26 protein-coding genes are annotated in these 25,909 nt (G+C 42.5%); all 26 read right to left on the minus strand.

The genetic code is table 11. From position 1 onward, the window contains the following. Positions 1–56 precede the first annotated feature (56 nt). A complete protein-coding gene (locus OCV52_RS24490; protein ID WP_137406513.1) occupies positions 57–800 on the minus strand; it encodes a hypothetical protein in 744 nt (247 codons plus the stop codon). Between the two features lie 590 nt (positions 801–1,390). Continuing rightward, a complete protein-coding gene (locus OCV52_RS24495) occupies positions 1,391–2,464 on the minus strand; it encodes a hypothetical protein (protein WP_137406512.1) in 1,074 nt (357 codons plus the stop codon). Between the two features lie 565 nt (positions 2,465–3,029). Beyond that, positions 3,030–3,332: a hypothetical protein gene (locus OCV52_RS24500; RefSeq protein WP_137406511.1), complete on the minus strand. Its 303-nt coding sequence runs from the start codon at positions 3,330–3,332 to the stop codon at positions 3,030–3,032. Between the two features lie 426 nt (positions 3,333–3,758). Beyond that, positions 3,759–4,382 carry a hypothetical protein gene (locus OCV52_RS24505; protein ID WP_137406510.1) on the minus strand — a complete coding sequence of 208 codons (624 nt, stop codon included), beginning with the start codon at positions 4,380–4,382 and terminating at the stop codon, positions 3,759–3,761. A gap of 11 nt (positions 4,383–4,393) precedes the next feature. Then, positions 4,394–4,597: a hypothetical protein gene (locus OCV52_RS24510; protein WP_137406509.1), complete on the minus strand. Its 204-nt coding sequence runs from the start codon at positions 4,595–4,597 to the stop codon at positions 4,394–4,396. A gap of 17 nt (positions 4,598–4,614) precedes the next feature. Continuing rightward, positions 4,615–6,039 (minus strand): DNA cytosine methyltransferase, encoded by a 1,425-nt coding sequence (locus tag OCV52_RS24515; RefSeq protein ID WP_137406508.1) that lies wholly within the window; start codon positions 6,037–6,039, stop codon positions 4,615–4,617. A gap of 73 nt (positions 6,040–6,112) precedes the next feature. Then, a complete protein-coding gene (locus OCV52_RS24520; RefSeq protein WP_137406507.1) occupies positions 6,113–6,403 on the minus strand; it encodes a hypothetical protein in 291 nt (96 codons plus the stop codon). 890 nt (positions 6,404–7,293) lie between these two features. Then, positions 7,294–7,677: a hypothetical protein gene (locus OCV52_RS24525; protein WP_137406506.1), complete on the minus strand. Its 384-nt coding sequence runs from the start codon at positions 7,675–7,677 to the stop codon at positions 7,294–7,296. Positions 7,678–8,239: 562 nt separating this feature from the next. Further along, the gene (locus tag OCV52_RS24530) at positions 8,240–8,497 is read right to left on the minus strand and encodes a hypothetical protein (protein WP_137406505.1); all 258 of its coding nucleotides are present in this window, start codon (positions 8,495–8,497) and stop codon (positions 8,240–8,242) included. Positions 8,498–8,507: 10 nt separating this feature from the next. After that, the gene (locus OCV52_RS24535) at positions 8,508–10,016 is read right to left on the minus strand and encodes an LPD25 domain-containing protein (protein ID WP_137406504.1); all 1,509 of its coding nucleotides are present in this window, start codon (positions 10,014–10,016) and stop codon (positions 8,508–8,510) included. Positions 10,017–10,585: 569 nt separating this feature from the next. Then, on the minus strand, positions 10,586–11,860 hold the full coding sequence (locus tag OCV52_RS24540) for a class I SAM-dependent methyltransferase (RefSeq protein WP_137406686.1): 1,275 nt from the start codon (positions 11,858–11,860) through the stop codon (positions 10,586–10,588). A gap of 562 nt (positions 11,861–12,422) precedes the next feature. Further along, the gene (locus OCV52_RS24545; RefSeq protein ID WP_137406685.1) at positions 12,423–12,788 is read right to left on the minus strand and encodes a hypothetical protein; all 366 of its coding nucleotides are present in this window, start codon (positions 12,786–12,788) and stop codon (positions 12,423–12,425) included. Between the two features lie 553 nt (positions 12,789–13,341). Further along, complete coding sequence (locus OCV52_RS24550) at positions 13,342–14,283, minus strand: hypothetical protein (RefSeq protein ID WP_137406684.1); 942 nt, start codon at positions 14,281–14,283, stop codon at positions 13,342–13,344. Then, on the minus strand, positions 14,280–14,783 hold the full coding sequence (locus OCV52_RS24555) for a hypothetical protein (protein WP_137406683.1): 504 nt from the start codon (positions 14,781–14,783) through the stop codon (positions 14,280–14,282). The genes OCV52_RS24550 and OCV52_RS24555 overlap by 4 nt, the downstream gene beginning before the upstream one ends. Before the next feature lie 638 nt (positions 14,784–15,421). Further along, on the minus strand, positions 15,422–15,619 hold the full coding sequence (locus OCV52_RS24560) for a hypothetical protein (protein WP_137406682.1): 198 nt from the start codon (positions 15,617–15,619) through the stop codon (positions 15,422–15,424). Positions 15,620–15,722: 103 nt separating this feature from the next. Further along, complete coding sequence (locus OCV52_RS24565) at positions 15,723–15,971, minus strand: hypothetical protein (RefSeq protein ID WP_137406681.1); 249 nt, start codon at positions 15,969–15,971, stop codon at positions 15,723–15,725. A 351-nt stretch (positions 15,972–16,322) separates the two neighbouring features. Beyond that, entirely contained in the window at positions 16,323–16,802 is a 480-nt protein-coding gene (locus OCV52_RS24570; protein ID WP_137406680.1) for a hypothetical protein, read from the minus strand. A gap of 25 nt (positions 16,803–16,827) precedes the next feature. Beyond that, positions 16,828–17,223 (minus strand): hypothetical protein, encoded by a 396-nt coding sequence (locus OCV52_RS24575; RefSeq protein ID WP_137406679.1) that lies wholly within the window; start codon positions 17,221–17,223, stop codon positions 16,828–16,830. Between the two features lie 562 nt (positions 17,224–17,785). Continuing rightward, positions 17,786–19,660 carry a hypothetical protein gene (locus OCV52_RS24580; RefSeq protein ID WP_137406678.1) on the minus strand — a complete coding sequence of 625 codons (1,875 nt, stop codon included), beginning with the start codon at positions 19,658–19,660 and terminating at the stop codon, positions 17,786–17,788. A 609-nt stretch (positions 19,661–20,269) separates the two neighbouring features. Next, complete coding sequence (locus OCV52_RS24585; RefSeq protein ID WP_170222417.1) at positions 20,270–20,443, minus strand: hypothetical protein; 174 nt, start codon at positions 20,441–20,443, stop codon at positions 20,270–20,272. Between the two features lie 20 nt (positions 20,444–20,463). Continuing rightward, on the minus strand, positions 20,464–21,168 hold the full coding sequence (locus tag OCV52_RS24590; RefSeq protein WP_137406677.1) for a hypothetical protein: 705 nt from the start codon (positions 21,166–21,168) through the stop codon (positions 20,464–20,466). Positions 21,169–21,176: 8 nt separating this feature from the next. Then, positions 21,177–21,395, minus strand: a complete 219-nt coding sequence (locus OCV52_RS24595; RefSeq protein WP_137406676.1) for a hypothetical protein — start codon at positions 21,393–21,395, stop codon at positions 21,177–21,179. Between the two features lie 705 nt (positions 21,396–22,100). Beyond that, positions 22,101–22,340, minus strand: coding sequence for a hypothetical protein (locus tag OCV52_RS24600; protein WP_137406675.1), 240 nt, complete (start codon positions 22,338–22,340; stop codon positions 22,101–22,103). 239 nt (positions 22,341–22,579) lie between these two features. Further along, positions 22,580–23,299 carry a hypothetical protein gene (locus OCV52_RS24605; protein WP_137406674.1) on the minus strand — a complete coding sequence of 240 codons (720 nt, stop codon included), beginning with the start codon at positions 23,297–23,299 and terminating at the stop codon, positions 22,580–22,582. Between the two features lie 13 nt (positions 23,300–23,312). Further along, the gene (locus OCV52_RS24610; RefSeq protein WP_137406673.1) at positions 23,313–23,807 is read right to left on the minus strand and encodes a hypothetical protein; all 495 of its coding nucleotides are present in this window, start codon (positions 23,805–23,807) and stop codon (positions 23,313–23,315) included. 13 nt (positions 23,808–23,820) lie between these two features. Beyond that, positions 23,821–25,674, minus strand: a complete 1,854-nt coding sequence (locus OCV52_RS24615) for a DNA cytosine methyltransferase (protein WP_137406672.1) — start codon at positions 25,672–25,674, stop codon at positions 23,821–23,823. Positions 25,675–25,909 lie beyond the last annotated feature (235 nt).

A 25,909-nucleotide genomic window follows, 5' to 3' on the forward strand; every position in this document is an offset into this window, starting at 1 on the left:
ACTGCAAAAATCAGTATACTATAAAACCTTAAAAGATAAATTATTATTCGAAAAAACTAGTCAGTTACACGTGCTGATAGTGCTAGGTAGTTCACTAAAGTAACGTACTGTTGTCGCCCAATACCTAACCAAAATAGAATTGCTAATTCATTACCGAGATATTCAACGTTCAGTGAGTCGCAAAGCTCTTTCATGTCTTGTGTAAATTCAATTGGCAAATCATTTAATTGAGCGCCAATAGATCGAGTTTCGTTAACTGAATTACTTGATATCCCCCATAATTTTATGGGCCTCCTATTAATTCCCCTTTCTTTGTAAAGCGATAATGAGAATTTTCGTGCATGAAATATATCATCACCGCTAAACTTCAACTCTTTCACTATCCATTTCTTTAAAATTTCTGGTGTAGTAATTATCGGTGGTGTTATTTCTCTAACATCACTTGCATCAATCTTTAGCTTAGTGGTTCCATCTTCTAAGAGAATTGTTGGTGCTCTACCACCTCGGATGACCAGCCCACTTAAGACCTTTTTATCTTCAGTCTTAAAGGTTACATACTTTCCATTAGATATTGTCATCGTTTCACGATCATATAACCGTCTAAGTTCAGAGTGAAGATTGTTCCGATCACGGTACTCGTAATTTTGGTTTTTAAAATCAATGTTTGATTCAATTTTGATTTGCATATCTGAATCAGACCACTTCCAAATTTCCCCCTTAGCTCCTGATTTTTTTACGATACAGACCTTATTTTTAAATAAGATGATATCGAATCTCGTATGCTTTCTTTGTATTTCCATGGTTTAATGCCCCCAAGCACTTTATATACATTTTTCATGTGTTAATTATAATCAAAAACAACACTTATTACCATAAACTAGCATTAATAATTAAGATTATAGTTCTTGATTTCCTACCGGACAAACGAGACACAATGGGGCTCGAAGAGGGTCAGCAATCCAGGCGAAGCCGTTAAGGATTGCGTTGAAAATGCTTTTAGTTGGCGAAGCCAATCATTATGGCCAGCAGCTTTACTGCATCCAGGATGACAACGGCGCTTCATCGTTGGCATTCTGGATGCAGCTGGTGGGCATGCAGCCTTGAGCTAACAAACGTTTATTACCCAATAGGAGCCACTGCAGGGTGCGTGACAGCGTCTTTTTGCTGGCGCGAGCAATGCGCCCTATTGGGTATCAAATACAGCGAGGAACGAGCGTCAGCCACTCTCAGCGAGGTACGAGCGTTAGAGGGCAGCAAAGGTAACCGCGGGATTGAGGGTGGGCCTCGGAGTGCGTAGGAAATGCAATGGCCTATTAAGGGAGAGAAATGTTGAACAAAAAAGCCTTCATATCTTTATGAAGGCTTAGACCGTTCTCACTGGCTAAATCAGTTACGCGAACGTTGACGTATCCAAGGTTTCTAAAAATGGTTTAATTGAACGTTTAAAAGCCGCCTCTGCATTAGCTGTATGCGCTCGAACCCAAGCATTATTGCGAGAAGGTGAAAATTTAAGGCTAAACTTGCGTAAAGCTGATGTGATGTCTTTCCCAGGCTTACCACCTAACCAAATAGCGATACGTCCATCGACAATCCCATAAGTAATCCCGTTCTCTAGTTCACCTTCTAGAGAGCCTTCACTGCGTGTTTCTTCAAGCTTTATCGCTTCGGCTAAACGGCCTTTCAGGCGGCGGATTTTGGCGTTGCTATTCTCTGTTGAGAATCGTCCCCACGTTACCTTGATTGGGTTTGGTTCCATGTAGATTTCAAGCTCTGTTTCAGGAATGCCCTTTTCTAATAAAGTCGCTTTTAGTTTTTGCGTTTGTTCAGCGTTTAGCTTTTCGGTACCCGCAGCAACATACGCCTTTGGAACGTGACGATTAGCAATTTTCATAAACTCATGATTGCGTTGCTGTGTTTCTAATTCCGCTTTGATCGCTACTGAAGGGTTAGAGCTCGACATCTTTGTAATAGTGCCATCCCCTTCAGGGAAAAGTTGCTTCATCGCACGTTTAACCGCTTTTTTACACAAATCAGAAATGTTATCGGCTGCATCACGCGCTGACTTGTTTGCCTTTTCCGCTTTCGCCTTCGGAAAACGAGCTGGGCCCGTTACGTGCCAGCTAATACAACGTGACTCCGCCGCCAGTTGAGCGTCAGCTTTTCCTTTTAATGCGACTTTAAAGCGTTCGACCTGCTCCTTGATCGCTTCATCGGTATCGGTGAACGACTTAACAACATTTGACTTCAATGTAGCCGTAACGGCTTTGGTTAAATTGACTTCAAACGCCTGAACACGTTGGGCAAAATCAATTATAAAAATTGCTGCTCGGCGCTCTGGGGATTGACTTTGGCCATGAAAACAACGTTCTACTTCTTCGGCGTTAAAATCGCCTAGGTAGACTTTAAGAGATGGGTTTTCTTCAAGAATTGCATTGATTTTTTGTTGTACTAAAGAAATTTTCATTGTATGCCCCCAAGCATGTGATATTTAAGAAAGAACGTATATCTCTCAACTGTTTAAATTATAGCAAAACCCCACTAAATTACCATAAGTTAACAGTCATTTCATTAAGATATATAGGTTGACTTACCGCGGGACAAACGAGACACAATAGGGCTCGAAGAGGGTCAGCAATCTAGGCGAAGCCGTGAAGGATTGCGTTGAAATGCTTTTAGTTGGCGTAGCCAAGCATTATGGCCACCAGCCGCAACTGGGATGACAACCGCGCTCCATCGTTGGCATTCTAGTTGCGGCTGGTGGACATTCAGCCTTGAGCTGAAACATTGAACTCACAATAGAGGCTCTGCAGTGTGCGTGACAGCGTCTTTTTTGCTGGCGCGAGCAATGCACTCTATTGTGCTTCAAATAACGCGAGGGACGAGCGTGTGTCACTCTTAGCGAGGAACGAGCGCTAGAGTGACAGCAAAGGTAACGCGGGAGGGGTGGGCCTCGGAACGCGTAGGAAATGCAATGGCCTATTAGTGGAGAATAGTTTGAGCCCAATAAAACATGGGCTCAAATCATTGTATTATTTGACGCAATTCCAGACCTGCTCAACAAACATTCCAAAATAAGCGCGATCTGAATCGATTCGTTTAATCACCTTTTCTTTGACGCCTTCGCTCAGCGCACCCATGACTTTGACCATTGCACTAGCGGTATAGCTATCAAGAATGATGGCTTCAAGTCCGATTGATTTAGACTCTTCAGTAAAAACAGGTTTTTGATTTGTGAGGACACCGCCCACCAGTTCGTTTGCCCATACCAGTTTAACGGGTCCATTCTTTTTGACTTCGTTGATTACATTTGAGTTAAAAATTACTGTTTTCATAAGTGCCCCCAAGCATCTAATTTATTGAAAGCGTTATGCTTTCCAACTGTTTTCATTATATCAAACCGCCAAACAATTACCATAAACTAACAACAATTATATGTATTTAAATAAGTTGACTTTGCGCCGGACAAAGGAGACACAATGGGGCTCGAAGAGGGTCAGCAATCTAGGCGAAGCCGTTAAGGATTGCGTTGAAAAAGCTTTTAGATGGCGAAGCCAATCCTTATGGCCACCAGTCTTACTGCAGCCTGTATGACAATCGCGCTTCATCGTTGGCATTCTGGTTGCGGCTGGTGGACATACAGCCTTGAGCGTAGCGAGGAACGAGCAGGGTATAGCATGGTGGGTGGGCCACGGTGATGCGTAGGGAGAATCCCTGATAATGGAGTGTAACTCTTATGGGCCCCATAAGAGTCTAGAAATCTAAAGCGTGATTGGATTATGGCTACAAATTACGATTCGGTATGCACCTTTGGTCCCGATTTCTTCAACATATTCGAATTGCTCTAACGCTTCTTGTTTTAATTGGTCTTTCTTATAGCCGATCTGGAAGGTACCAAGTTTTGATGTACGTACACCATCAAAACACTTAGCCCCTTTTATGCTGCGGTCTGTGTTGGATCGAGCCGACACTACAACAACACCTCTGTATTCACTACAAAGTTTGGCCAAAGTACGCCAAACCTGCATCCGAGGTGCCGGAGGAAGAGTATTAACACAATAGCCACAGTAGACGAAATTGAAATGGGCTTTGAGCACGTCAATGTCGGGCTTAAACGTGTAGTCGTATTCGCGACAATTACCCGCCAGCTCGCTAATTGCAATGGTGTCTAAGCAATGCTCCTCACGACCTTTTGCGTAATTGAGCGCTGAGCCATCAATAAAATGCGGAAACTGTGCAATGAATTGCTTTAGTGGTGCGCTTACTGATTTTCTCGCGATACTGGTTTTCGCTGAAAGTGCAAACTCTTGCCTGATCTCTTCTTCCGTTTGGAAGTGTTTGAAATCATCATTGCTTGATACCAATTTTAATGCAGTGTTGTTCATATTCATTTCCCTTAACACCACGAAGGCTTTGTGCCTTCCCATTTAATTTGACTATCCGTTTCTCTTGCCACTTCAGCAGCGATTTCATGGGCATCAACGGCAGTGAGATAATCGGACTCATCACTGAATCCATAGTCTTCCGCCTTTCCTATAAAATGAAGAGAGTACAGTTCATCCTCTCCATCCATTTCATGAATTATCACTAAATCTTGCATTGGTATTCCCATTTGGATTAGACCGCTAGACCGTATTGATAGTTGTCAGACTCCCCCACTGGACGACATAACTCCATATGTTGTTTAACTGACAACATGAGCTGTTGGTATAGTGAATAATCCACGCCTTGTCCAATAATTTCCGAAGCGATTGTGGTGGTTGAAATATCCAAATTAAATTCACTCGGGATTGTCATAAGCTCTTTCAAAAGGGCTTCATCTGGAAACAGAATCTCCCCATTTTCCCCCTCTATACAAACACTGTCCTTACACATTCTAAGTTGGCTTTTTAGTGGGGTTGGTGAGTGTGTTTTATGGCGGTCAATCATTCGAATGCGACCTGTCTCCACTCCTTTCTGAAGGCTTACAGAGTGGCTAACATCACGAAAACGTTCTAGGTTGCCTTTTATTAAACGATCCCATAGCGGTGTTTCCGGTCGAGCTTGAGTTTCTGGCCACTCAAATGGCACTGGTAGAATACTTGCGAATGAAAAAAAACGCTTTCGGCTCGTATGACCTTCATGATCACGTGCATCGATAATTTTGGAGTAAGTTTGATACCCCATTCTTCGAAGCTGAAGGTCCCAAACATCCGCCATCTGGCTGTTACCAAAAGGGGCAACATTTTCCATCATGACCATTGGAAAACCCATCTCTTTGATAAAAGACAATATTGGCAAGATCATGTCGAGAGTACTTGATAAGTTAGCCAATGAATCTGCCTTCGCACCGCTCGATTTAGCTACACTGAAGTCATCACATTGTGAAGATACTATGAATAGATTCGAAGGGTTACCCTTGGTGATGTGCTTTACGTAACTGCTTGATAATTCGTAAATGTCTTCGTTAAAAAAATGCTTGAGTCCTTTAATATTGGACAGGAAAGATAGCATCCCTGTTTCAGTAAGATCTTTTTTGTCTCGGGCCTCATTTGGACGCCAGTCTAAACCCGACACGATATCAAAACCAACGCTTTGCGCGGCATGGGCATCAATGCCTGAACTGCAAGCGGCAAACACTGTGTTAGGTTTTTTTGAGGTCATGAAAGTAGCCAATCGCTCGGCCACTTTATCAACCACACTTTTAACGATCACTCGACCATAAAGCATGGTGATATGAACAAACTTCGCTGAAGTGGGTATGCTACTTAAAATCGCCTTAGAGGTTGTTTCAATCACAGATTCAAAAGGGTTTGAACGGCGAGTCTTGTATTCTCTCTGGTACACCTTTTTAGGCTTACGACAAAACATCTGAGCATCGGCACGCTCAATGATGTAACCGCCAGAATCCAATACGCGTTCAACGACTTTGGTTTCAGCAGGCAAACCGATCATATCGAGCATGTTGCTAGAAATTTGTACCTTTCTTCGGCCATCTGCGTACTCAGTGATGGCGAGTCGCTTCGAAATAACTTCTGGTATGCATAAATTGTGATTTTTCATATTGCCCCCAAGCTTTATGTCTATTATTTGATTTCTAATGTAGCTATGTTGCAGTCCGTTAGAGTACTACACACTACAATTGATAAGCTGCTAGCCAATCATCGTATTCTTCATCTTCGATGATTGTTGTCTTGCTGTGTGAGCTCTCAATCAGTTCATTCTTTTCGTTCACATCAATCTTGATTTCATTACCTTCGATTTCATCAAGTTTGAGTCCAGTCGATTTCATATATGCCTCGTACATCGAGCTTTTTGACGTGTATATGTCGCAACCCGCTCTTTGCAGGTAATAGCTGTCAAAGACCTCCCATGCTTTGGCTGAGATTTCAAAGTAGTGACCATATTCGTTAACTAGATAAATCATGGATTGATACCCCTAACAAGATTAATTTTGCTGTTTCAAGCACATAACTAATTATACTAAAAACACCAATTAATTACCATAAACTAACACCAAATAAATGTGAATATTGTTCTTGCCTTCCTGCCGGAAAAAGGCGACACAATAGGGCTCGAAAGAGGGTCAGCAATTTAGGCGAAGCCGTTAAGAATTGCGTTGAAATGATTTTAGATGGCGAAGCCAAGCATTCTGGCCACCAGCATCACTGCAACCGGTATGACAATCGCGTTCCATCGTTGGCATTCTGGTTGCAGCTGGTGGACATACAGCCTTGAGCAAACAAATTTCATTAGTCCAATAGGAATCCCTGCAGAGCACGTGACAGCGTCTTTTTGCTGGCGCGAGCAATGCATCCTATTGGGCTTTCATCAAGCGAGGAACGAGCGACAGCCCCTCATAGTGAGGAACGAACAACGTGGGGCAGCAAAGGTAACGCGGGAGGGGTGGGCCTCGGTCTGCGTAGGAAATGCAATGGCCTATTAAGGGAGAGCCTGGTATTCAGTGTTTACGGCAACTACCGTAAACACTGAATACTATTTACTGTAGTGACTGTATTTTGTCTCTCAGTACTTTTCGGGCCTTTACGGCAAACCGATTGATATTGTCCTGAGTCGTACAATCTCGCGCCGATATTGGTGCTTTATCGGTTAAGTATTCCCTCGATTGGACCGTATGGCCACGATAGTGCGCTGTTAAAGCACATTTACTTTTATCTCCCTCCAATCCCTTCGCCACTACTGATACCGAGATGTCCTTCATGTATACACTGCGATATTGTTCTGTTTCCATCTCAATGATCGCCATTACTGAAGGGGTAATACACGCGCAAACTAGCAAAATGAAAATATTGGCCTTCATGCTGCCACCTCCAGACTTTTAAGGTCTGTGATCTTAAGCTCCTGCTCATCGGCGTTAATACCTTCGATTCCCATATAGTCGATCATGTCTTCGATTGATGGGAATGTAAGAGGCTCTACATGATAGAAAACGATATCTTCAGTGTTTCCGCTCTTTATAGAATCGATCAATCGTTGATATGTCTCCGTGTTAGGGCTGGTTGCTAGAACAAGCTTATGTAGACGCACCATGCCTGTCTCAGCGTCCTTCATGGCAAAATTACCAAAATGGCCTGCTTCATTTTCTACTAGGGAAATGAAATCGATATCAGAAACCGACTTTGCTCCGCCTAACACATGGCAGAACTGGATGTTTTTTAAGTTTTGAATAACTGTGTTCATAACGCCCCCAAGCATATGATTTATGTGGAAAACCTCATGTCTTCCAACTGTTTAAATTATAGCAAACACGCAGTTTTTTACCATAAACTAACACCAAAAATATGCAAATAAATTCATTGACTTTGCGCCGGACAAAGGAGACACAATGGGGCTCGAAGAGGGTCAGCAATCAAGGCGAAGCCGTGAAGGATTGCGATAAAAACGCTTTTAGCTGGCGAAGCCAATCCTTATGGCCACCAGCTTTACTGCTGACAGCATGACAACTTCGCTCCATCGTTGGCATTCTGTTGGCAGCTGGTGGACATTCAGCCTTGAGCTAACAATTGCTTCTTGTCCAATAGGAGCCGCTGCAGGGCGCGTGACAGCGTCTTTTTGCTGGCGCGAGCTCTGCATCCTATTGGGCTTTAAACAAAGCGAGGGACGAGCTGAGCCACTCTTAGTGAGGAACGAGCGCTAGTGTGGCAGCAAAGGTAACGCGGGAGGGGTGGGCCTCGGTCTGCGTAGGAAATGCAATGGCCTGATAAGGGAGAGCTTCCTTGCGGTGAACCGCAAGGAATTAGGGTTAATAATGAAGCAGCAAGCGAGCTTTAACTTTCCTGACGATCGGGTTTTCCTTTTCCTTGTCTTCCTTTTTATAACTGATTGAATCAACGGTTACCTCAAAGGTGACGAAATGCTTCGCCTTCGTCAGCAAAGTGATGCCTTGATCAGCAAATGAGCTCAAACATAACTCTATGCTTTCATCGATAGTACTCGCCAATTGTAAGGGCTTCATTTTAACGCCAGTACCATCGATGTTGTAATAAGATGCGGTAACCATAAACGACCTTTTAATTTATATAGCTGCTTTTGTTGCTGGCAAAGTAAACATTAAATACCGCCGTTTTATATCGAATAACCCCTACGCCCTTAACGCGTTTGACCTCATCCATTAAAAAACAGCTAGCAAAACGTATCAGCTCCTCGCCTTTAACGTTTCTTACTGGTTCTTCCGGCTCATCGGTGTTCACAAACGTTATTGCTTCACAAGCTTCAACCCAAACGCTGATTGTTTGGTCTTGCTCTGATTTTTTATCGATAAGCTTTTGCAGGAACGGAGCGCCTTCGGCTTCACTGGTGAATTCTTCGGCTTGGTTAGTGTTTGGGTTCGAATGAATAGGCGTACTGAGCTCAGCGTTCGAACCTGCAATGGCTGTGCAAAAAGTTTGGGCCGATTCAATGGTTCTAAAATGGAACCCTGGCTTTGCATCACCCTTTGAGAATTTCGAATAGTAGCCCTTATGGGAATTGGCGAGTTCGTTAAGCTTAATAAACATCGGTTTATCAACGCGGTCTTCAAGGTTCACAACAAATATTGTGTGTCCCTCAGTGCTATGTACCATCGTTTCAATAGGTTTCACTTTCATGGCCCCTAAAGCTGGCTTAACTTCCGCCGCGCTGTTTTCATCGTTGGTGTCTTTTTCAGATTCAACATTACGAGCAACATACCCAGGAATAGCAATTTCGCCCATTGGGATACGGCGAGCTTTGTCCTCGTCAGTTTTGGAATATTTGAATGTAATTTTTTTAATCTCTATCCCGTTTCGAATGTACTCTTTATCAGTAAGATAATAACCTGCGCCAAGAGAATACTTTTCTCGATGTTCAACGCTTAATTCCTTGTTATTCAAGGCTTTAGTTGATTCGTGATTTAACGCCGCCTTTCGCATCTCAGAGAATAGATCCCTTGTGTGTTTCGACCACGCGAGAATAATGACGTTATCTGTTTTGGAGGCATAGTAATCCGCATAGGGATCCGATGATGGGCATGGGCTTGTGAAGCTTGCGACAATAACGGCTTTTGCGTCTTCTGGAATGTTCAACGATTCACGAAAAATCGCTTCTTCTTTTCTTCTCAGTTCAAGTTTGCGTTGTTTTTCTGCGTAAGCATTTTTTTGCGCTTCTTCCTTTCGGATCCCTTCCTGCTTAATGAACTCAAACAAAGCTGCTTGGTTTTCCGTGTTATCAATGTCTGAAAGGTCAACAAGAGTAAGAAATTTATGTTCAAGTTTATTGGTGGCGCTTAAACGAGCTTCATTCGCAATAAAGTATTCCTTCAGTTGGCGCAGGCGTTTTTCAATACCCTTGTCAGACTCTAATGATTGACCAATGCATAGTTCAGATTCATATTGCTGACCATTATCAAAGTCGATGATGATATCTGTTTTTGCGCCCCCAAGCTCCTCTGTTGCCGCAACCTTGAATGCTAATGCTTCGAATTCATTAACAGAGTACGATTTGTTTTCACTAAATAGGTTACTTTCTGAAAACGTAACAGTTACAAGAATTGGTTTAATCATGATTTGCCCCCAAGCAATTGAATCAATGTTTCTAATCTCTGTAATTAATTATATGCCAAAACAAAATAAATTACCATATACTAGCAACCCAAAAGAACAAGTATATTTGTTGACTTTGCGCCGGAAAAAACGGACACAATAGGGCTCGAAGAGGGTCAGCAATCTAGGCGAAGCCGTGAAGGATTGCGTTGAAATGCTTTTAGTTGGCGTAGCCAAGCATTATGGCCACCAGCACCACTGCAACTGGGATGACAACCGCGCTCCATCGTTGGCATTCTAGTTGCGGCTGGTGGACATTCAGCCTTGAGCTGAAACATTGAACTCACAATAGAGGCTCTGCAGTGTGCGTGACAGCGTCTTTTTTGCTGGCGCGAGCAATGCACTCTATTGTGCTTCAAATAACGCGAGGGACGAGCGTGAGCCACTCTTTGTGAGGTACGAACACAGTGTGGCAGCAAAGGTAACGCGGGAGGGGTGGGCCTCGGAACGCGAAGGAAATGCAATGGCCTATTAGTGGAGAGTAAATTTAAAGTCCTCAAATTGAGGACTTTAGGGAGGGAGCTAGATATTTAACTCGCTTTCTTTATGTGGATCATCGTGGTTTTTACGTTGGTGCCCGATGAGGAAAACTCCTTCTCATCTAACTGTTCAATCTCTGCACCAACACTCTTTAAAAAGTTTCGAAAAGCTACCTGTTTTGCTTGATTACCTTCCAACCAAGACTGGCTTGCAAATGAAACCATCTCGCCATCAGGGAGCAAATGGTCATGGTACATTTTTAAGATATGTTCAATGTCCTGATTATTAGTAAATGGCGGGTTACCAATAATGCGATCAAACATCCCTCCGTGAAACTGCATGAAATCAATGTGAGTTACATCGAAGCCCTGTGAGACCAGTTGTTTAACATTGTCAGGGTGTATTTCGACAAGTGTACCGCGATCAGAGATTTGTCGAGCCAACACGGCCAAGTTCCCCACACCTGCTGACGGTTCGAACCATGTGTGCTCAGGTTTAAGGTTTAGTTTCTTAATCGCTTTAACGCCCAATTTCTCCGGAGTCCAAAACATTTGAAACTTTTTCTTGTCATTAAGCTTCTCGCCTTCAAGCAATCTCGCTTGAATTTCTGAAGCACATTTACCCTTAAACACAAAAGCATTCTTTCGGTAAACACCGTCAGCTTTTTGTAAAAGCGTTTTTAGTTGGGGATAGTAATTGAGTTGCTCTTTAGGCATCAGAAGTGTATCACCGCTCGCCGTAAAGGTGGCCAACTCAGCGAGAACGGGATCTGAACTTGAAACCGGTGCTAACTCCGTTGGCTCATCTTGCTCCGTTGGCTCAGTGTTATTTAATTCGAGTGTACCTTTGTGCTTCATGTAGAAAAATTGAGAATGAGCATATTTAACCGTTTTAAATTGCTCTGGGCCTAAACGATAGAATGTGCTGTCATACTCTAACGTAGCAAGGAAGTTTTCGAGATCAAGATTGAAAAAGCCCGTCACTTCTGAAGAATCATTGATGTTTGCGCAAAGCCACTTGAAAAATGGTACCTCACAAAGAGGCGTGTTCATCTGGCAATCAGGAAGGCTAAACACTTCGCGGACAATATCCAACTTAACAGGCGTTGTAATGCTGCAAGCCATCGAGAAGCGTTCAGAAACTGTAAGCTCTCGCAATCCCTTTTTAAACTTAGTAGTGCGATAAAGACACTCCCTTTGGTTGCCATCGGTTACACAGCTGGAGCCGCAATCGTAAAGCAAATCAGCTTTAGTGTTCTGCGCCTTAATTTGATTCATGATTTTTTTGAATTCTGAACGAGTCTTGATTTGGTAGAAATGTTCCATGTTTACCCCCAAGCAACTGATTTAAAATGTTAAATTATTAAACTTCAACATTGGTAATTATAGCAAATCACCACTAAATTACCATAATATAGCACCAACAAAACACACATATTTCCGTTGACTTGTCGCCGGACAAACGGGACACAATGGGGCTCGAAGAGGGATAGCTTTTTAGGCGAAGCCGTTTAGAAAAGCGTTATAAACTGACTGGCGTAGCCAGTATCATCATGGCCAATAGCTTCCTGCTTTAACGATGCCAGCAGTCTTTTTTTGCTGGCATCGTTAATGCGCTATTGGACATACAGCCTTGAGCTTAACCAAACAAAGAGTTCAAGACATCTGCACAAGCTATGACAATCGTGTTTTTGATTGGCTTAGCTTGTGCGTATTGAACTTCATCTTAGAGTGGAGGGAGGAACGACATCTACTCGAATTTGGCTTTTGATCTTTAGGGTCAAGCATGGTGGGTGGGCCACGGTGATGCTTAGGGAGAATCCCTGGTAATGGAGTGCTCGTTCGCGAGGATAAGCTGTGCCTAATGACATAGCTCATCCTTCGGGGTTTAATGCTCAGTTGGCACTAACTCATCGGTTCGGGCTTCGTAGTTTTCAATCAACCGTTCTATTTTCTTCGGTGTGAACTGATCATAGCCACGTATTGCATGAGCCTCAAAGACCTTTGCTCTCAATCCACGCTGCGACAGCTTTGTGTGTTCGATAGCAACTTGCTCAACTGACTGGAAGAATTTCACTTGCTTTGCCAGGCGTAAAACAAGATTGTCATTTTGTCGTTTTTCATTCCAACGCATGAAAATGCGATACCCAATGAATGACGGAATGAGAGACGCTAATAGAGTACAAAGTCCTTCAATGGTTGACGCTATAATATTGGGATCTACCAGTAGTTTTAGAACTTGCTCTTCAATCATAATATGTACTCACTCTATTGATTTCTTATCTATATTTTATCATTCACAGTCATTTAATACCATAAACAAGCACCAATTAAAGTAAAGTATAAATGTTGACTTTGCACCGGACAAACCAGACACAATAGGGCTCGAAGAGGGTCAGCAATCTAGGCGAAGCCGTGAAGGATTGCGTTGAAATGCTTTTAGTTGGCGTAGCCAAGCATTATGCCAACCAGCACCACTGCAACTGGGATGACAACCGCGCTCCATCGTTGGCATTCTAGTTGCGGCTGGTGGAGATTCAGCCTTGAGCTGAAATATTGAACTCACAATAGAGGCTCTGCAGTGTGCGTGACAGCGTCTTTTTGCTGGCGCGAGCAATGCACTCTATTGTGCTTCAAATAACGCGAGGGACGAGCGTGAGCCACTCTCAGCGAAGAATGAGCTTGTAGATTGGCAGCAAAGGTAACCGCGGGGCTGAGGGTGGGCCTCGGAACGCGTAGGAAATGCAATGGCCTGATAGTGGAGAGCACTTTTTAAGGCTCCAACGAAGCCTTAAAAAGTATCAGGATTAGATTTTTGACATCTGAATCACTGGGAGCTTAGTTTGTAGTTCAGTCAGTTCTTGGTATTGAGCTAAAAGATCTTCGAACCATGTTTCAAAACAAGTAACTGGTGTCGTTAAGTGAAACTTACGAAGTAGGTAAACTTGTTGGCCAAACGTCAGCTTTTTGAGAATTGAGTAAATACAAAGCGCATGGATAAACGCCACTTTTGTGCAACCTTGGGCTATCAGTGATTGTCGAGATAAGACGTTGTCCAAATATTTGCACTCATAAGAGATCTCGCCGTTCTTGTCCGCTTTAATGACGTCAGCAAACTTTGTGTTGAGATCGTCCTTCGCTTCATTAAACAACTCATCCGCCATTTCTTTATCAGCAGTGTTAACGGTATCTGCATAAATATACGTATTCAAATCAGTCATTTGATTCTGATACAGAAATAGGTCAATTGTATATAGGTCATTAATCTGTGGGATGTACTGGTCTAGGTAACGGCCACTTTTAAAGTTGTCGATCACTTCTTCCGCCAACTTAGTAATGAACTCTTCTGCCTCATTTTTAACTTCTGAAAGTTCGGACGGTAAGACCACCGATCGACTGTACAGATAATCTCCAACAAATACCGACCCTGTCGTTTCAACTTCATCAACGACTTTCTGAGATAATTCCATCTCATCAAATGAGATGGTCAGTTGATAAATGTCGTGACCGTTGAAATTGCTATCAATAGGTTCGTTCTGGCCTTCCACCACAAACTTGTTTGGCTCCAGGCTTTCAAGCCAATTCAACAACGCAGCACTGGTACTTGATGACTTTGCGAATGCCAGGATTGCGTTTTTATTATGAATCGCGGTTTCATTGCTTGTCGTCAGTGCTTGAAGCGTGACAAGCGAAGTCGCAAGAGTAGTTTGTTTTTCGATTTGACTTTGCAGTTGGTTCAAAATGCTCATGCTACTTTCTCCACTGCTTTGCGTAATGGGTCAATAACATAACCATCTGCATCGAGATCTTGTTTCTTGTAAGCAATAAGTGCTGCTTCGAGTATCTGATACTCGTAGCCGGAACCGAAAAAGTCAGCCCCTACAAAACCACCGATCGCATTATCTGAAATCCCTTCAATAGATTCCCAGCTTCGGCCAGTCCAATAAGAGCTTTCAACGAACCAAACCCCTGCTCGCTGAATTCGAGCTTTAAAGTTTCGTTCTTCTCGCTTTAACTGCTTAGGACATAAGTCTTTGTTCACTTCTGGATTAAATACATCACCCGCAAGTTCTTCATAACGCCAAGTGTTATCCGCATGGGCTTCTACACGGATTTTGCCGGCCAAGATAGCTCGCGTCAGTTCTTCTACACCTTGCACGTTTAACTGACTGCCAGTATCAAGCTGTTTTGCCAATGCTTTAATGGCTGTCTTACTGTACGCATTAATGCTTAAATTTTCGTTACTCATAATGTTTTTGCCCCCAAGCAATTCATAAAGAGACCATCTCTTTAAGTCACTATATTATAGGAAAAAATACACACAATTACCATAAATTAGCACTTAATATTTATAATTAAAGTTATTGCATTCCCGCCGGACAAACGATACACAATAGGGCTCGAAGAGGGTCAGCAATCTAGGCGAAGCCGTGAAGGATTGCGTTAAAAACGCTTTTAGCTGGCGAAGCCATGCATTATGGGCAACAGGATCACTGCAACCAGTATGACAATCGCGCTTCACCGTTGGCATTCTGGTTGTCCTGATGCCCATTCAGCCTTGAGCTAACAAATTTACTTAAGCCAATAGAGTTTCTGCATGGTGCGTGACAGCGTCTTTTTGCTGGCACGTGCAATGCACTCTATTGAGCTTTCATCAGGCGAGGAACGAGCGACAGCCCCTCATAGTGAGGAACGAACAACGAGGGGCAGCAAAGGTAACGCGGGAGGGGTGGGCCTCGGTCTGCGTAGGAAATGCAATGGCCTATTAAGGGAGAGTTGGCCATCGCTATTCTTAGTGAATAGCGATGGTTTATATCGATTTGTCAGGAAAACGGTTTCTTAATTTTATAATGTATCTTCACCAAATTGTAATGACCGCCATTTCCTCTATATCTGACCATTTATAGCTAACTCGCAATCATTTTGTTCTAACTGCTCTATCAATAATGAACGTTGATTAGCTGTTATATCAAGAATCACTGCATTTAGATTAGGGAAACGAAGAACATCTAAGGCATATTCAATCTTTTCCAACGTTGTAGCTTCCAGTACCAGCTCGGTAATTTGTTCTATGTTTAAATGCATTTATTTTCCCTTACTTGTTTTTGGTATCTAAAGAGCAAAATACATCTCTTTCTGTATGAGCAGATGGAGAATTGATTCTCCATCTTTTCTTTACTAGTTCCTGTTAATCAGAGTAAACACATAGTACGCCAGGGTTATGCCACTCAAGTAAGAGACCATGTTTTTTGACTATCTGTTCAATTTTAGGATTGATGTAGCTGTCTTCCCAATACTCAGCCCATACCTCAGTGCCGTTACTCTCACCAGATATCTGAAAGTACCCACCCCAACCGTTTTTGAGAACTGGCACACCAATCGCTTGTAGTTCATCAAAAGCCTTCTGTGATTTTTTTGTGTGTTTTAAATCTGACATGTATGCCCCCAAGCAACATTTAGGGAGAACCCTTTGCTCTCCAACTGTTTAAATTATAGCAAAATCTCACTTTAATACCATAAATTAGCAGCAATTAAATGTAATTAAATCACTTGCATTTAGGCCGGACAAACGAGACACAATGGGGCTCGAAGAGGGTCAGCAATCTAGGCGAAGCCGTTAAGGATTGCGTTGAAAAAGCTTTTAGATGGCGAAGCCAATCCTTATGGCCACCAGTCTTACTGCAGCCTGTATGACAATCGCGCTTCATCGTTGGCATTCTGTTTGCAGCTGGTGGGCATTCAGCCCTGAGCTAACAAATTTTCTTGTTCGTTCATCATTCATTTCCTTTTAAACAATTTTTATCAACAAAATTTTGCTTGAACCAAAATCCCACAGACCTTGAAGGTGTCCAAGATTATTAAGCTCATTCATGATCACACTAGGTTCATTATTGAGACTTAGCACATCATCGCGGGTACATAACCAAGGCTTCAATGCGCTTACATTGCGCTCGTTCTCGGATAAAAATGCGGGGTCTTCAAATAATGGGCTCTCACTTAAAGCTATGAAACAGTCAGAGTCAGAGATCTCTGGAGAGCAAAATAGCTTTACAATTTCTTCTACTATTAGCTTTGTTCTATCAAAAACATTGCCACGCGCTAGCACTGCTTCATATTTCTCTAGTGGAAAAGAAGTTTGCTCAATCAGATTGAATGCAATGTTTTCAATCTCAATTCCTTCTTCAGTATCCTCAAAAGCTTCGTCTTCAGAATTGCATTTATAGCAATACGCAAAAAGAAAGAGAGCCTGCAAGATCTTAATGTTCATGTTATTTCTCCATGAGTCGACATGTTCAACAAGTCAGCTCGCAATTGATTTGAATGAACTGAGGGGTCTTGCTTGGTTCTTCGATGCAAAGTGCTGCGGCATACTCGTACGCATCCGTAAACCCGATACTCGCGTGTTGTGTGATCGCTTTGAGTTTTAAAAGCTGAGCTCTAATTAATGGCAAGATTTCATTTTCGGCGATAAACCAAAAAATGCCATTGAAGTCGTTATTGGTAAGTGAATCCAGTTCATCAGCCGATAAGCCACTGACCTTTTGAGCAACTTGATAATCAAGTTTGATTGGGTTCGGAGGGGTCACGAATACATCAGATTCTCCAACGAATGTCAGCTGCAATCGCGATTCAATCACTGAAGAGCATTGACGTTGACACATTCCATCGATATCACAATTGCGGCACATAAGAAATTTCCTCAAAGACCATTTTATTCAACCATTTAATTATACACTCAAATGGAGTTTATTACCATAAACTAACACTCAATTAGCGTAAATAAATACCTTGCATTTAGGCCGGACAAACCAGACACAATAGGGCTCGAAGAGGGTCAGCAATCTAGGCGAAGCCGTGAAGGATGGCGTTGAAAATGCTTTTAGCTGGCGAAGCCAAGCATTGTGGCCACCAGCATCACTGCAACTGGGATGACAATCGCGCTTCATCGTTGGCATTCTGGTTGCTGCTGGTGGACATTCAGCCTTGAGCTAACAAATGCTTCTTGTCCAATAGGAGCGGCTGCAGGGCGCGTGACAGCGTCTTTTTGCTGGCGCGAGCAATGCACCCTATTGGGCTTAAAACAAAGCGAGGAACGAGCGTCAGCCACTCTCAGTGAGGAACGAGCGCTAGAGGGGCAGCAAAGGTAATCGCGGGAATGAGGGTGGGCCTCGGACTGCGTAGGAAATGCAATGGCCTAATAAGGGAGAGTTTGCCATTGCTAACCTTGGGGGGTGTTAGCAATGGACTTGATTACGCGGCGATTATGGATTCTTCAATGTAGTAGTTAGGCTCATTGTCCGGCGTCTCAAGCTGTTCATAGACTTCGATCGGTATTGAGTTCATTGCATCATTAAACATTGCTTCATTTTCTTTTTGCTCAATTTCCACTATTCGCGATGCGACATAATTAACTATCTGCTCCGCGGCGATACGATGACACTCTTTAGGGTGTAAATTTCGGTATGTTTTGTGCTCTTTGATAACTAGCGAGTTATCTTTTTCACGCCAGAATAAATAAACGGTTGATACATCATTAGGGCGGTTTCCCTTCCCTTGCAACTTTAAGATGATGCTGCCCTTCTGGATGTGTCTGAAATATCCACCCACACAATGCTTTTGCTGCACTCCAAGCAGGAACAATTCCTTTTCTGTCAATATTTCAGAACAAGACAATCCGCCTAAATCCACATTCGCCAAAACATGATCGAGTTGCGCGGGTACTTTGTGTTGTTCCATTAAGCTGAACTTATTAGTTTCAACCTTACTAACTATTTGCTGACAATGAGCCAAAGGGAGCTGCTTCAGGTGTTTCGCCAAGTAAATGGAGTAGAAACAATCTTGCTGAGAAATTGAATTAATTAGATGAATCTTATGCTTGTGTATCCACTTCAAGTTTCTGGTGTAAATACTTAGTTCATCAACATTATTGAACTCAGGTGAGGTTAAATCATGCTCATGCAGAAGATTTATAAGGTTTGTAAGTTTAGGTGCATTTGCAATCGGAATTTTAAAACTAGATGTGTATCCCAACACGGCGTTAATAGTTCGTATTTGGATTGCATCTAGACCTCTTAAAACCTGAAGAACTACAGCATTTGCTTTTGGCCTTTTTAAGCTTTGTTTGAATAGTAGGTTCATGAATGTCATCGCAAATGAAAGCGATACACCAACATGGTTCTCAACACGATTCTCCAGAAGCAACTCAACGATTTGGGATTCAATAGAAACCTTTGCAGACCGAATAGTTTCGAATTGAAAATAGCACTTTGTAAAGCTTTTACCGTTATCGATTACTTTTACAGAGCGAGGCGTTAATTTGAGATCAAATGCTGATAGGTTGATACTTGATTTGACCAGCTCTTTCTCTTGAAATGTTAGGAACTGTAAAAGCTGTGTTTGGTCATGAGCGGCAAGCTTGGCAAATGCAGAGGTATTGTTTATGTACTGGGTCGATTTTATCGACTCAAGCAAGAGCTCAATACTGCGATCACACACAGCAACTTGTAGCTGTTGAGTTTTGTTTAACATTCGTAATACAGAGCGGCAAGGTGTAGTAAACGAGGTACATTTAATCGTCATTGAGTATAGAAAATCAATAAAATCGGTAGTGAATGTCAAAGTCGTGTTTCGTATGGCTACCTGAGTACAGTTCAAATCAAACCCATCTACAATAACCTTCGATAGATCACCGCTGTCAGAATCATTCAAGCAATAGCTGATTAAGTTATATTTCCCCACTTTGAATGAATCTTTAATTTGATAAGCGCCTTTATTCACCGCTTTACTTGTCGCTGTTTCCATCTTTCCAGATAGTGAACCGCACGGCGACATCACTTGCCCAACGCTGGTTACTCCACTTCGAGACATTTCAGCTTCAATCAAACTAATGATTTTTTCTTCATGTAATTTTCTAAAAACTCGGTTTGAATGAACATCGCGAAAAAACACATCTAAATCGGCGTAACGCGGTTTGATTGGTAAACCTAAACATTCAAAAACGGCGCTTGACACCGCCCCCCCCGCCAAACAACCAAAATCAGGTAGTTCTCCAAATTCTCGCACCAACACGTCAAGGACTTTCAAGGCAAAGCCTGACGTATTTAAGATCTCTTCGAAATTTTTCATTCTGTTTCCCAACATATTGAATCTATAGTTAATTATACATACCAATGCCATTTATTACCATAAACTAGCATTAAATAAAGATAGTTAATCTGCTTGATTTTATGCCGGACGAAGGCGACACAATGGGGCTCGAAGAGGGTCAGCAATTTAGGCGAAGCCGTTAAGAATTGCGTTGAAAATGCTTTTAGATGGCAAAGCCAATCTTTATGGCCACCAGCTTTACTGCTGACAGCATGACAATCGCGCTTCATCGTTGGCATTCTGTTGGCAGCTGTTGGACATTCAGCCTTGAGCTAACCAATTTTTTTTGACTAATAGGAGTCCCTGCAGGGCGCGTGACAGCGTATTTTTGCTGGCGCGAGCTCTGCATCCTATTGGGCTTTCTATATCGCGAGGAACGAGCGATAGTGTGGCAGCAAAGGTAATCGCGGGAATGAGGGTGGGCCTCGGACTGCGTAGGAAATGCAATGGCCTATTAAGGGAGAGCACGGTCATAGTTCATTGTTAAATGATCCTGCTGAATACGCCAGTCGCCGTATTCAGCATTCAATATCCTGTTTTTTGTCCTTTTGTCAGTCCTTACTTGTCAGTCGCAAAGAGTTTTCAAATTTAGGTGATTGTGATCTCAGTTGCTGAGATATCATCGGGATTCAATGCGCCATTAACTCGCTCGTTTTCGATTGCTGCGATAAGATTTTCTTTGGCGGATATTGGACAAATGACTGGTCCCTCTTCATCCGTTTCATAAGTGATCATAACGTTAAATTGCAGTGTCTCTTTCATGTTGGCCTCTAGGTCGTGAGTTAAGCAGCACTCAGATGGTAGTAGTCATGGTCGTTGTCATTTTGGTCGACCTCTTCAACTCGCCAGGTTGATAAATGCGTTTTAGCACATCTAAGGAAATTGAATTTATCTTCAAGCTGGATTTCATTCAGCGCATCGATTAAAAAAAGGTCGGTCATATGTCCTTTCTTGAAAAAAATAACAGGCTTGGTATTGAGCATTAAATCGAATGCTTTTTGGATCTTCGGCGGTAGCCCTTGTTCAATTCCAATACGTACCGAGCGATAGTTGATATATGCATGAATGAATTCGTGGAAAGTAAAGCGACCAACTTCGATATCGCTGTTATAAATTGAGTCGCCTGTGTGCTGATAAATAAGAGACATGAGATTGCTTAAGTCTTCAAGCTTTGAATTATGTAGCATCCCTTTGACCTCAGATTTCTTGATCTTGATACCGGTTCTTTCAGTAAACCAATTCAAAAAGGATACGGCTTTAGAAAAATCGGGATAGAACTGCTTTAGCTTGGATGAAATGTCTGCATTAGCCTTTTCTTCACAAACAGCATAAACCTCTGGGTGTTGGTTGGTAGACCACTTCCAATTGGTTTGTAAATGAGACTTGAATGATTTGCTATCCAAAGTGTTGAGTAGTCTATATGCCGTTATAAGCATCGGTTTAAATGCGTCTAGCTCTTCACTGGTCATTTCAGAATAATTTTTCATGGTAGTCCTTAAGCTTTGCTGGCAGTAGCTGTTGAATTTTTGCTGCACAACCAAAGTACTGGCACAGCACCGACCGATAAGACCGTCCCCAAGTGAAATAAAACGAAAGCAATGTCTTTGCTTAGTAACCCATTAACACTGAACAAAATTGGTAACACTAAAAGTGCCAAGCTAAAAACTGAGAATATCATCATTTCATTTGCCCCCAAGCAAGATTTTAAAGCCATGTAATTCAACCATTTAAGTATAGCAAACCCCTGATGAATTACCATAAACTAGCGAAAATTAAATGTATTTATATTTGTTGACTTGCCGCCGGACAAAGGCGACACAATAGGGCTCGAAGAGGGTCAGCTTTTTAGGCGAAGCCGTTAAGAAAAGCGTTGATATGCTTTGAGTTGGCGAAGCCACACCTTATGGCCACCAGCTTTACTGCTACCGGTATGACAATCGCGCTTCATCGTTGGCATTCTGGTTGCGGCTGGTGGACATTCAGCCATGAGCTAACAAAATTATTTTAGGCCAATAGGAATTGCTGCGGAGCACGTGACAGCGTCTTTTTGCTGGCGCGAGCTATGCATCCTATTGGGCTTTCATCAAGGCGAGGGACGAGCGTCAGCCACTCTCAGTGAGGAACGAGCGTTAGAGTGGCGGCAAAGGTAACCGCGGGAGTGAGGGTGGGCCTCGGACTGCGTAGGAAATGCAATGGCCTAATAAGGGAGAGTGGTCTGAAATGATTTCTCATTACAGACCACAAATGGTGTTAATGGTTATCGTCTGATTGCTGGCAAAACTCTGAATAAATCCATGCTGTCGATAAGCCAAAAGTGACACAGACAAATTTAGCTATTTCATACGAGACCGTCATCCAAGAAAAACCAAGAATGACCCCAGTAAGCAGTAAAGCTGACATTATCAAATATGGTTTCATATCATTCCCCAAAGTTTTTCATGTTGTGGTGATAATGCCAATATTGTTCATATGTTTTGAAGTTAGATGCCTTAAACTTCCTAAAATCACGTATCCAAACAACAATTATAGGTATATAAATAATCGAACAAATCCCATGCACAAACATCGCTTCTATAGGCGTAACAAATAAAAATGGAACCGTAAAAACGAATATTACAATTGCAGCGGCCATTACTTTGAAGCTAGAAAAATCACTCATAAATGTTCATCCCGAATTAATCGCTTTGTTTGGTACTTGTACCGCCAGTGTCTTCATGACCTTCATCCGTGCATTCATAATGGAAATTACCATTTTCTGTGCGGACTACTTCATCGCTAGAGTAGATTGATTCACTACACTTACTGCAATAATCAACAAACATATAGAATTTTTTCCTCGTTACGTAAACTGTTAAGTTAATTTTTCCAATCAACGCTTTGTAGAAATTGAAGCTAAGTCTAAACTTTCGCACCAATTTCGAGTTGAATTGAATACGTGGCTTCAAGGTCTTCACTGGTATTAATCTGTTCCACCTGATATTCAATAACCTGCACTAAAGTGTCATCGGGTAAACCGCCTATGTACTTTGCCTTTTCATCATTATCAGAGTAAGCCAGCTCACTTGATAGATGTGGGCAAGCAAGCCAATCAATGCGCGAGCATAGGTACAAAGCAAAATATTTGAGTGCTTCTCGTTCTGTTGAGTAACTCTTTTCAACTGTAGCATCGTCTATGTCTGTGTGATAATCACGGATACAGAAAGATAAAACATAACTCTCAGGATTATGGAGTTTGAGTAAGTCTTGCACTTGGTTTCGAAATTGTGAAATCTGCTTACGATCGGGAATTTCTATACCATCAAAACAAACCTCGGCTTCATCTTCCCAGCCTTCGGGATCGTAATTAGTCCAAACGTTGTTGTTAATATCAGCGAGGCTTGGACAAGGCGAAACCGACAACATAGGCATGTGGTGAATACTACTCAGTAAGTCCTCTATCACTTCAGGCTTAGAAATACCGGTTACAACACCGCCGCAGTGTTTAGCAACAACACTACCAATGTCATCCATAAAGCTTATGAACTTCTCTTCGGTTTCTAGCTCGCCGACCAATTCGGGTTTGATAAGTAATGTGGTGACAATTTCAGCTAGTTCGTTTGGGTAAACTTTCTTTGTCATGGCCGTTAAGTTCCTATTTGTTAGACATATGACTTTCAGCGAGCAGAGCAATTGCAATGCCATCCTGTAATCTTGGGCACTGCGAATCGAAAATTTTCGCCAAGCTATCGTTGACGCAAATCAAAGTACTTAGCCCTAAAGATTGACTAAGGTTAATCGCTATAAGCTCCCCTTCTCCACCAGCTTCGCTAACACCGGATTTTGATTTCAGAATGGCTTCGTATTCGTCTTGCCAGTCAATCTCGGCTCCGAAAACAGTGCCTGACGAAACCTTTCCAGAAAGTTTCAACTCACTCATCGCCTTTTGAAAAGCAGGTTCTTGGCTTAAACGATAGGCTTCCGTGTGTGATTTCTTGCATGACGCTGGGCCACAAAGAATGACCGGAACATGACCGACAAATACCGCAACGTGATGCCCATTTTTAACGCTATCGCTCGGCGAGTATTTACCTCTTGTGAGTGTTGAAGTTTTTAGTAATTCCGTGAGCATTACTTGATAGATGTTCATTATAAATTCCCTTTTATGCTGCTAATTGGTTTGGTTTCTCAATAGTGGAAAAAGCTTGGTTTATGCATGCGCCGACCCACTCGCCAACCCAGCTAAACGCCGTATAAATAACGGACTGGCCGATCCCTTCATTTGCAAGCGTCAGCGAACAGCCTCTCACAAAAACCTCTGGAATCTGTTTCACACGGCAATGTTCAATAGGTGTAAACAAACGAGCAAGTTTTTCGGTTTTATGTTGCAAGTAGGGCTCAGTTCCGCGAGCTTTTTGATAGCCCTTTCCGATAACGCCTACCTTCTCGGCTTGCGCGTCTAACCATTGGAGGCGGAACCCCTTGCCTGCTTTAATGTCACGTTCTTGCTTATCGATAAGGTATGTGTACGCCTTATAACTTGGGTCACTCTGTGGGATGTCTTCAAGCGCATCACCTAAAGTGCGATGTACGTATGTCGGTTGGAATTGCGCGGGTTGGCACTCTGAATAGTCGATAGACAAGGACTGACAAAAGCCAATACAGCAAAGTCGATTGCGATGCTCTAATGCGCCAAAATCTTCACCCTTTACAGTCATGTCTACCACTTCATAACCAAACACCTGCGTCAGCGTGTCTTTAATGATCGCGTATGAAAGTGATGATTTATATGGGACCACATTTTCAAACTGGGTAATGATTGGGTTTGTAACATTCTGCCAGTGCAACCAATCAATAAAGCAACCTCCGGTTACTGAGTGCATTTCTGCTGACGCATTTTTGTTTTTAGAGCGGCCACTGATCGAGCTACCTTCACACGGAATTCCGGCTGTGTTTATCTCAGAAAGAACCGCATTTCTCGACACGTCTACATTTTGAATCGGCATACAAATGGCAAACTGTTCCTCTTCTGCCTTCGCTTCCCAGATTGGATTGTTTTCTAAGCTGACATTGAAATACTTCTCGTTAATCTCAACCACTGCTTTCTGAAAGTGTGAAAGGCCAGAGCGGCTTAAACCTTCAGCGACACTTGAACACAGAACGCCAAAACCATGAAACAAGCCAGTAACAGCGAATTGCTTACCTTCAGCAATCTTACGAGATGCGCGGGTGAATCGCTCTTTGATTCGCGCTTTGCGCCAATTACCTAACAAGTGGTCTATTTTGTGAAATAGCGTGTATTCATGTTGTAAGTACTCAGCTACCTGAGCGTGAGATAAGCCGCGGGAAATAAATGTTTTGTGGTCTTCAGAATAGTGATAACCCATTGCGTTCATCGAATGCGTTAAGGCCGCTAACAGTGATTCACCGATTTTTGCTTCTGTAAGATTCAGGGCAGCGGGTTGGAGGGTCTTGATTAGCGCACAGCTAAGGTAAAAATCGTGGTTAGCTTGAACTTCTCCGGAGAAATTAATGATCTCAGCTTTCACACCTGATTTTTGCAAATTAAAGAATCGTTCTGGCTCTTCATTCTCTAAGCCCTTGCTCATATCAAGTGTACGAGTATCGAAGTCATAACAAACCTTTGATATTGATTGCCCAGTATTGCCATTTTCAATAAAGCGCGATTCACGTTCGTTTATTTCAACTTCTGTGTGCATTTCAACAAACAGGATCTCCCCGTTAGTGATCAATACTTTGACTTGGTCACCAAAGCAGCTCAACTCATCCGCTTTTAAATCAATAACGGGTCTCGGGTTACCATTTCTCTTTGAGTTTGTAACTGACCTAGGGCCCAGCTTGTCGAGCACAATTTTAAACCGCTTGTTTTCAACATCGGCATTGAGCGTGAACGATGCACCACCGGAAAAACCTGCCGTTGATAAATATTTTCCGTCTAGAAATACACGAAGCTTATTTCTATGCATTGAAATTGTCTTTTCTAAAATCTTAATCATATCTGCCCCCAAGCATCTGATTTAAAACAAAGTAACTCTAATTAACTATCCTTAATTATATGCCATTAACAATTAAAATACCATAAACTAACAGGTAATATATGCAAGTATTCTTGTTGACTTGTCGCCGGACAAACGGGACACAATAGGGCTCGAAGAGGGTCAGCTTTTTAGGCGAAGCCGTTAAGAAAAGCGTTGAAATGCTTTTAGATGGCGAAGCCACACATTTAATACA

The sequence above is a fragment of the Vibrio chagasii genome, from assembly GCF_024347355.1.
Lineage (GTDB): Bacteria > Pseudomonadota > Gammaproteobacteria > Enterobacterales > Vibrionaceae > Vibrio > Vibrio chagasii.

Bases quoted from the DNA above. Each gene is read 5' to 3' on its own strand.
- OCV52_RS24490 (WP_137406513.1), bottom strand. From the start codon at position 800: ATGGAAATACAAAGAAAGCATACGAGATTCGATATCATCTTATTTAAA.
- OCV52_RS24495 (WP_137406512.1), bottom strand. From the start codon at position 2,464: ATGAAAATTTCTTTAGTACAACAAAAAATCAATGCAATTCTTGAAGAA.
- OCV52_RS24500 (WP_137406511.1), bottom strand. From the start codon at position 3,332: ATGAAAACAGTAATTTTTAACTCAAATGTAATCAACGAAGTCAAAAAG.
- OCV52_RS24505 (WP_137406510.1), bottom strand. From the start codon at position 4,382: ATGAACAACACTGCATTAAAATTGGTATCAAGCAATGATGATTTCAAA.
- OCV52_RS24510 (WP_137406509.1), bottom strand. From the start codon at position 4,597: ATGCAAGATTTAGTGATAATTCATGAAATGGATGGAGAGGATGAACTG.
- OCV52_RS24515 (WP_137406508.1), bottom strand. From the start codon at position 6,039: ATGAAAAATCACAATTTATGCATACCAGAAGTTATTTCGAAGCGACTC.
- OCV52_RS24520 (WP_137406507.1), bottom strand. From the start codon at position 6,403: ATGATTTATCTAGTTAACGAATATGGTCACTACTTTGAAATCTCAGCC.
- OCV52_RS24525 (WP_137406506.1), bottom strand. From the start codon at position 7,677: ATGAACACAGTTATTCAAAACTTAAAAAACATCCAGTTCTGCCATGTG.
- OCV52_RS24530 (WP_137406505.1), bottom strand. From the start codon at position 8,497: ATGGTTACCGCATCTTATTACAACATCGATGGTACTGGCGTTAAAATG.
- OCV52_RS24535 (WP_137406504.1), bottom strand. From the start codon at position 10,016: ATGATTAAACCAATTCTTGTAACTGTTACGTTTTCAGAAAGTAACCTA.
- OCV52_RS24540 (WP_137406686.1), bottom strand. From the start codon at position 11,860: ATGGAACATTTCTACCAAATCAAGACTCGTTCAGAATTCAAAAAAATC.
- OCV52_RS24545 (WP_137406685.1), bottom strand. From the start codon at position 12,788: ATGATTGAAGAGCAAGTTCTAAAACTACTGGTAGATCCCAATATTATA.
- OCV52_RS24550 (WP_137406684.1), bottom strand. From the start codon at position 14,283: ATGAGCATTTTGAACCAACTGCAAAGTCAAATCGAAAAACAAACTACT.
- OCV52_RS24555 (WP_137406683.1), bottom strand. From the start codon at position 14,783: ATGAGTAACGAAAATTTAAGCATTAATGCGTACAGTAAGACAGCCATT.
- OCV52_RS24560 (WP_137406682.1), bottom strand. From the start codon at position 15,619: ATGCATTTAAACATAGAACAAATTACCGAGCTGGTACTGGAAGCTACA.
- OCV52_RS24565 (WP_137406681.1), bottom strand. From the start codon at position 15,971: ATGTCAGATTTAAAACACACAAAAAAATCACAGAAGGCTTTTGATGAA.
- OCV52_RS24570 (WP_137406680.1), bottom strand. From the start codon at position 16,802: ATGAACATTAAGATCTTGCAGGCTCTCTTTCTTTTTGCGTATTGCTAT.
- OCV52_RS24575 (WP_137406679.1), bottom strand. From the start codon at position 17,223: ATGTGCCGCAATTGTGATATCGATGGAATGTGTCAACGTCAATGCTCT.
- OCV52_RS24580 (WP_137406678.1), bottom strand. From the start codon at position 19,660: ATGAAAAATTTCGAAGAGATCTTAAATACGTCAGGCTTTGCCTTGAAA.
- OCV52_RS24585 (WP_170222417.1), bottom strand. From the start codon at position 20,443: ATGAAAGAGACACTGCAATTTAACGTTATGATCACTTATGAAACGGAT.
- OCV52_RS24590 (WP_137406677.1), bottom strand. From the start codon at position 21,168: ATGAAAAATTATTCTGAAATGACCAGTGAAGAGCTAGACGCATTTAAA.
- OCV52_RS24595 (WP_137406676.1), bottom strand. From the start codon at position 21,395: ATGGCTTTAAAATCTTGCTTGGGGGCAAATGAAATGATGATATTCTCA.
- OCV52_RS24600 (WP_137406675.1), bottom strand. From the start codon at position 22,340: ATGAGTGATTTTTCTAGCTTCAAAGTAATGGCCGCTGCAATTGTAATA.
- OCV52_RS24605 (WP_137406674.1), bottom strand. From the start codon at position 23,299: ATGACAAAGAAAGTTTACCCAAACGAACTAGCTGAAATTGTCACCACA.
- OCV52_RS24610 (WP_137406673.1), bottom strand. From the start codon at position 23,807: ATGAACATCTATCAAGTAATGCTCACGGAATTACTAAAAACTTCAACA.
- OCV52_RS24615 (WP_137406672.1), bottom strand. From the start codon at position 25,674: ATGATTAAGATTTTAGAAAAGACAATTTCAATGCATAGAAATAAGCTT.